The sequence below is a fragment of the Paraburkholderia silvatlantica genome (genome assembly GCF_003096715.1).
Lineage (GTDB): Bacteria > Pseudomonadota > Gammaproteobacteria > Burkholderiales > Burkholderiaceae > Paraburkholderia > Paraburkholderia silvatlantica.
Genome location: NZ_QEOL01000056.1, coordinates 1 through 6,699, shown reverse-complemented (window position 1 = coordinate 6,699; position 6,699 = coordinate 1). Strand labels below are relative to the sequence as shown.

Here is a 6,699-nt window from a genome sequence, read left to right as displayed (position 1 = left end):
GTCTGTTCCGTTGCCACACGATCATGAACTGCGTCGACGTTTGCCCGAAGGGCCTGAACCCGACGAAGGCGATCGGCAAGATCAAGGAACTGATGGTCCGCCGCGCGGTTTGACGCGGCAGGCCGGTAGCGGGGTCACGCCAGTCCGATCCCCTGTCCTCGCGCGCCCTCCCCGGTGCGCGAGGCATTGACGCACACTTCACCGCGGCTCCCGTCGCAACGACGCCCGCCACCACGCTCAAAACATCAGCATGCCGAAATAACCGTTCGTCATGCTGATGCTCTCAACCGCGAGAATCAGACCTTCCAGACCATTGCATCACCCGATGACGCGGGAATGACAGTCTTCTCACCGTTAATCAGGTACTCGAGCAGGTGCGCGCATGCAGACTCGTATACATGCGCCGGGGCCAACTGAAGCTGCCAGTCGTGCACGGTCAGCACGATCTTTAGCGCGTCGATATCGGCTTCGGCAAGCTGCCATGAACCGTCCTCGTCGGCGCGCAGGCTGCATTGGTACAACGCGGATTCCGCGTCCTGGAACACGTCCAGATCACAGCCCTGATCAATGGTGTCGCGCAAGAGGTAGGTCAGATAGACGGTGCGAAAGAGCAGCGTGACATGAAGGCTCGCGCCGTAGCGGCTGCGCAGCGCCTCGAGCGCCAGATGGTTTTGCAACGAGGTCGCGCGAACCATAGACGCGGCGAGCGGCAAGAGCTTGTTTCGGGTCACGTGTTTGCAACCCGTTTTCCTGAATTTGGGGCGGCCCATGAATGCGTATCCTGATGGCTCACTGAACGGCCGGAGCGAATCGCTCTCGGCGTAGGGTGCGATGTCCCGGTAGAGTCGGCCTGGCCGCTATAGCGCAACGAGACATCCGGGGAGTGACGTGGATGACGTCTGCTTCGAGGGGAAAAAACACCGGACCGAGCCGGCAAGGCGGAAAGGCAATGAGTGCCTGCCACGCTCCTCCATGTGAGCCGCAGGCTCTGCGGGTTGGGTAGGCAACACGGGCACTCACGCAGTAATCCCAGCGCGTTGGGGGTCAACGAATCCTGGTTCGGCCCCGCGGTGCGCCATCCCGCTTACAGCAAAACGACTCGCGCTCCTCGCATGCCTCGCGAAGCGGCCGACGCCGTGGCCAGGGCGAAGCGTCTTTTTAACGCGCGCGGCGCTCGATCTCAGCTACCGAAATAGATATTGCAGAAGCTGGCCGGACCGACGCATTCGTCCTTCTTTGCGGGCTTCGCGCTCTCGCTACGGGCAGGGGATTGCGCTGCCTGCGGGGCGGCGGATTGCACGACTTGTTCGGGAACGCCCGCTGCCGGTGCCTCGCTCTGCGCATACGCAGCGGCGGCGGCAAACAGCGAACAGACGAGAGCAGCGATCTTCACGGACTTCATTTTCATCTCCAGTACTAACGGGTACTGCACAAGCGGTGATGTGACTATATGACCTGGAGTCGAAATGATTAAGGACGCGGCGTGGATGGCATCTTTGCAGACCGCAGCAAGATCGCGCCGGTCCTCTGCTTCAAGCGGTTCACGTGCGCAACGGCCGGTGAAACGAGGCCTGACGCGCAATCGCGCCGAGCGGCGTGTCGCGGTCGATGAGCGCGCTGCGGATGAAATGCAGGTGGCTCAGGAGCCGCTGCACGTCGTGGCGGCGCTCGCGGTCGTGGCGAACCGCGGGCAGCGCCTGCTGGGCGATCCAGGTGGCCGCACCCACCGCCATCAGCGCGCGTTCGAGCTGCTCCGCGCCCGGATGCTCGAAAAGCCGCGCGATATCGCTTTTCACCTGTTCGAGGCATGCGGTCCACCGGCTGTCGGCTGCGCCTAACCACGCGGCGGTTTGCGCCTCGTGGCGCAGGTCGATGACGGCGTGCCCCACTTCCAGCGTGATCAGCATCCAGCGCAGCGCGCGGCGGTGCGCCTGCGCGCGTCCATTGAGGAGAAGCCGCAACTGGTGCATCAGATCGTGCGCGCCCGACTGAAACTGTTGATTGAGGCCATCCAGCTCGTCGTGGCACGCAAGCACGACCTGAGCGCGCAACGCCACGCGCATGCGCTCGACGAGCCAGTTCATGTGAGGCGGAAACACCACCGCGAACGCGAGCGCGGCCACGATCATCGCCGCGACGACCGCGATGCCGTTGTTGATCAGCAGATCCGGCGTATAGACGATGACGTTGTCTGGGCCCGCGAGCAGGCACAGGAACACCGAAAAGCCCACCCCGAAGCCCGCGATGCGCGCGCGCGTCGCGAGGAATGCCCCGAGCGCGAAAAAAGGCGCGAGCACGGCGCAAAGCAGCGGAAAGCCGTCGATGTTCGGATACGCGTAGCACATGAGCAGATAGCCCACCACGGCCGCGCAACCCGCGCCTGCGGCCATCTGGAAGGCCATGCGCGTGGCGCGCGGCGCGGACGATGTGAGCGCGCAGGTCAGCGCGCCGGCGATCATCGCAAGGCCGCCGCTCGGCCAGTCGGTCTCTACCCAGAACCAGCCGAGCGTGGCCACCACCACGGCCGTGCGCATGAAGGTGAACGCCACCACGTACCAGCTCGTGCGCGGCACATAACGCGTGATGCGGCGCTCCGTGGGCAGGCCCGCCTGCTTGAGCGACGCCCACGTGCGGCTGTAGCGGACGATCTCGGCCGTGAAGCGATAGATCAGTTCGGCCGACGTATCGAATTCCTGCAACGCATCGGGCGCGGCGGTTTCCAGCGGCCGGCGCGTCTCGCGCACGTGACGCGGCAGCGTGCGCATGAACGTCTCCAGCCCTCGCGCGATGCGCAGCGCGTACGCGCGATCCGCTTCGCCGTGGCGCGGGCGCTGCGCGAGCAGCGCGGCAAGCTCGCTGAAATACGGCGCGAGCGGCGCGATGGCCTCCTCGCTCCAGCGCAGGCGCTTTTTCAGTTGCCGCAACGCGTGCAGGCGCGCGCACACGTCCATGAACTCGCCGTTCAGCCGCGCCAGCAACTGGCTGCGGGCGCGCATGATCGGGTCTTCGAAAAACGAGAACGCGCGCGTGGCCTCGAAGCCCACGATCTCATCGACGAGTTTCGCGAATCGCCCCTCGAACGCACCTCTTTCGACCCCGCTCGACAGAACGAGCGCCGCGAACGAGGTGAAGTCCAGATACCGTTTGCGCAGCGTGCTTTCCAGCAGCGAGACCGTCTGGCGGGGCAAGATGACGGCGCTGACCACGCCGGAGCACAGAATGCCCACGGCCACTTCGGCGCCGCGCCCGAGCGCTGCGAGAAAGAGACCGTTGGGCTGCATCACGAGCGGAATGCCGATCAGCGCGGCGGTATAGCCGGCCAGTACGAAGGCATACCAGCGAAAATGCCGGTTGCGCATGGCTGCCGCCGTGCAGGCGGCGACCCAGGCCGTGATGCCCATGATGTATAGCTCGGGCTGCTGGATAAACACCGCGCCCAGCACCACCGCCGCGATCATGCCCACCGCCGTGCCCACGATCCGATACACGCTCTTTGCGAAGACCATGCCGGACAAAGGCTGCATCAGCACGAACACCGTCGTCATCGCGATACGCGGCTGTGGCAAATCGAGCAGCATCGCAATGCCCATCGCGAGCAGTGCGGCCGTGACCGTCTTGAGAAGGTGAAGCCAGATCGTGCCGTGACTGGCCTGCCAGTCACGCAAACCGAGCCGCACCGCACGCCGGATGACCCGGGCGCGATGAGGCAGGTTTATCGCTCGATTGACTGCTCGCACGCGATTCATGGAAAAAGCACGACACCCGGTTTGTTGTGAAAAGAGCCGTGCGCAAGGCAGGCCCGGGCGCCGATTCTATGAGACTCAATCGGGCGAATTAATGGGATTCAAAAAGAACCTCCATTCCAGATCGCTCAACAATGGCGAATCGCAACCAGCGACAATATCGCTTTTACCGCGAACAAAATATTCACAAGGAAGTCTGGCAGGTCTGATGGATACCCTACAAAACATGCGGGTGCTGGTCCGCGTCGTCGAAGCCGGCAGTTTCACGGCGGCGGCCCAGTCGCTCAACTCACCCACAAGCGCGGTGTCACGCGCGGTCTCGGAACTGGAAGCCCGTATTCGCACCCGTCTGCTCAACCGCTCGACGCGCCGGCTCGCGCTCACGCCGGCCGGCGAGGTTTATCTGACGCGCTGCAAGCAGATACTCGCTGACGTCGCGCGCGCGGAAGACGAAGCCTGCGGCGCACACGAACGCCCCGCAGGCGCGCTGCGCATGCACAGCTTCGCGAGCATCGGGCAGCAGTACATCCTGCCCGCGATCTCGCGCTATCGCACGATGCATCCCGAAGTGACGGTCGAACTCACCCTTTCGCAGTCGCTGCCCGATCTGTTCGAGGGCAGCAGCGACGTGTCGGTGATCACCGCGGCGTCGCTGCCGAACTCCGATCTCATCTCTCATCAACTGGGCAACTCGTGCAGCATTCTGTGCGCGTCGCCAGAGTACGTGCGCAAGCACGGCGCGCCGCGCACCCCGGCGGATCTCACGCGTCACGACTGCCTGATACTCAGGACGCCCGGCGTGCCCGCTCACGAATGGACGCTCGAAGGCCCCGAAGGCAGCGTCAAGATGCACGTGAGCGGTCCGGTTCAGGTGAATATTGCGGAATCGCTCGCGGTGGCGATACGCGAAGGCCTGGGCATCGGCATGCTGCCGGTGTACACGGCTATAGAGGGCTTGCGCGACGGCACGCTCGTGCGCGTGTTGCCGCGGCACGTCCTCCAGAAGAACAGCATTCATGCGCTCTATCCGTCGCGCAAGTTCGTGGATGCGAAAACGAAAACGTGGGTGGAGTTCCTGCGCGTGCATCTTTCGCAAGTGATCGCCCGCGACATGACCTTGCTCGAAGAACTCACGCAGCAACAACTCGCCGGTGCGGCCGCCGTGGCGTCGCCGATCTAGCCAGCAGCCGCTCAATTCATCATGCGAACGTGATGCGAACCGGTCAGTGCGGAAACTTCCGGCGACAAACCGAAAGCACCTGCAGCCTGAGCCAACGATGCGCGGGGTCTGCTTCCGAACGCGGATGCCACATCTGCGACACGGTGATCTTTGGCGTGGCAACCGGAAGCTCGAACGCGTAGACGTCATCGCAAGCGAGCCCCTGCCCGCCATCCGTCCGGCTGTTCAGGAACGAGGCGGGCAGGAGCGCAACGAGATTCGAATGGCGCGCCAGGGCCAGCGCCGCAGGAAAACCCGGAACCACGGCGACGATCGTTCGCTCCAGTCCCAACGCGGCCAACGCGTCATCCACGGGCCCGTTCGCAACGCCTCGACGCGACGCGACGACGTGGTCGAACGCAACGTACCGTTCGGGGCTCACCTGGGCGTCGGCCTCCAGCGGATGGCCTTTTCTGACGACGCCCACGAAACGATCGCGAAACAGCGCCTGCAGGCGCACCTCGGGACCCATTTCACCCAGCACGCCGATCTCCAGATCGGCCGAGCCGTCGCGAAGGTGCGTCGCGGTCTTTTCCGGTTTCGGCGCGAAACGCAAACGCACGTGCGGCGCGGCCGACATTGCCGCCGCGAGCAGCGCCGGCCCGAAGGCTTCGACAAAGCCTTCGTTGGCGCGAATGGAAAAGGTCCGCCGCAATGTTTGAAGATCGAGTTCGGTCCTGGCGGGAAGAAGAACGGCGCGAGCCTCGTCGAGCGCCGCGCGCGTGCGCCCGCCAATTTCCTCGGCATAAGGCGTCAACACCATGCGTCGGCCCGCGCGAACCAGCAGCGGATCTCCCGTGGCCTCGCGAAGCCGGGTCAAGGTGCGGCTCATTGCCGAGGCGCTCAACCCCAGCCGCCGCGCCGCACCAATCACGCTGCCATTGACAAGCAAGGCATTGAGCGCGACGAGCAGATTCAGATCGGGTTCCGGCATGTTGCGTCCTCGCATAGGGTATCGGGTCATGGCGTCCGGTGCACGGTATCAATGCAGCGCGCGCGTGTTCCGCCGCGATGCGCCCGCCGATATATTGCCTGTACGGCTTGATACGCGCTCGATGCACGCTTGATGCGCTCCCTCCATTCTCGTTCACAGGAAACCTGCCCATGCCGGACGCCACCATTCAAAAGACCGCGCTGATCATCGGCGCGTCTCGCGGACTGGGATTGGCCATGGTCGAGGAATATCTCAAACGCGGCTGGCGAGTGATCGCCACAGGCAGAGAAAACTCCACGGCGAAGCTGCGCCAGCGCGCGCAAAGCGCGGCGGGCGCGCTGGAAGTCGAAACGGTCGACATCACGGTGGCAGACCAGGTCGCCGCCTTGCACGAGCGTCTCGCAACACGGCAACTGGATCTCCTTTTCGTCAATGCCGGCGTCAAGAACGACGACGGCGAAACGATCGCGGATGTTTCGACGGAAGAATTCGTGCGCGTGATGGTGACGAACTCGCTGAGCCCGATGCGCGTGGTCGAGGCGTTTGAGGATCTCGTTCGACCCGGCGGGACGATTGGCGTGATGTCCTCGGGGCAAGGCAGCGTAACGAACAACGTGAACGGGAATTACGAGGTGTACAGGGGCAGCAAGGCGGCGCTCAACATGTTCATGCGCAGCTTCGCGGCGCGCCACGCAAGCGACCCGCGAACCCTGCTGCTCATGGCGCCCGGCTGGGTGCGAACCGACATGGGCGGCCCGCACGCGAGGCTCGGCATCGAGGACAGCATGCCGAACCTGGTGAAC

Annotated in this window: 6 protein-coding genes and 1 pseudogene; 3 read left to right on the top strand and 4 right to left on the bottom strand. The window is 64.3% G+C overall.

The window, feature by feature from the left end:
• A pseudogene (sdhB, locus tag C7411_RS36615) lies at nt 1-113 on the top strand (succinate dehydrogenase iron-sulfur subunit); the annotation flags it as partial.
• Between the two features lie 183 nt (nt 114-296).
• On the opposite strand, the gene C7411_RS36610 reads toward sdhB, so the two are convergent.
• The 3 genes from C7411_RS36610 to C7411_RS36600 all read right to left on the bottom strand — a co-directional run bounded on the left by C7411_RS36610 (nt 297) and on the right by C7411_RS36600 (nt 3,746).
• The gene (locus C7411_RS36610) at nt 297-770 is read right to left on the bottom strand and encodes a hypothetical protein (RefSeq protein WP_133253761.1); all 474 of its coding nucleotides are present in this window, start codon (nt 768-770) and stop codon (nt 297-299) included.
• Nucleotides 771-1,180: 410 nt separating this feature from the next.
• Nucleotides 1,181-1,402 (bottom strand): hypothetical protein, encoded by a 222-nt coding sequence (locus C7411_RS36605; protein WP_110389016.1) that lies wholly within the window; start codon nt 1,400-1,402, stop codon nt 1,181-1,183.
• A gap of 139 nt (nt 1,403-1,541) precedes the next feature.
• Nucleotides 1,542-3,746, bottom strand: coding sequence for an FUSC family protein (locus C7411_RS36600; RefSeq protein ID WP_110389015.1), 2,205 nt, complete (start codon nt 3,744-3,746; stop codon nt 1,542-1,544).
• 205 nt (nt 3,747-3,951) lie between these two features.
• Between C7411_RS36600 and C7411_RS36595 the strand changes: the two genes are divergently transcribed.
• Nucleotides 3,952-4,923, top strand: coding sequence for a LysR family transcriptional regulator (locus C7411_RS36595; RefSeq protein ID WP_110389014.1), 972 nt, complete (start codon nt 3,952-3,954; stop codon nt 4,921-4,923).
• Between the two features lie 43 nt (nt 4,924-4,966).
• Here C7411_RS36595 and C7411_RS36590 read toward each other — a convergent pair whose 3' ends face one another.
• Nucleotides 4,967-5,896 carry a LysR family transcriptional regulator gene (locus C7411_RS36590; protein WP_110389018.1) on the bottom strand — a complete coding sequence of 310 codons (930 nt, stop codon included), beginning with the start codon at nt 5,894-5,896 and terminating at the stop codon, nt 4,967-4,969.
• A gap of 170 nt (nt 5,897-6,066) precedes the next feature.
• Here C7411_RS36590 and C7411_RS36585 point away from each other — a divergent pair.
• Nucleotides 6,067-6,699: SDR family NAD(P)-dependent oxidoreductase (locus C7411_RS36585; RefSeq protein WP_110389013.1), on the top strand; the 633-nt coding region annotated here is incomplete at its 3' end.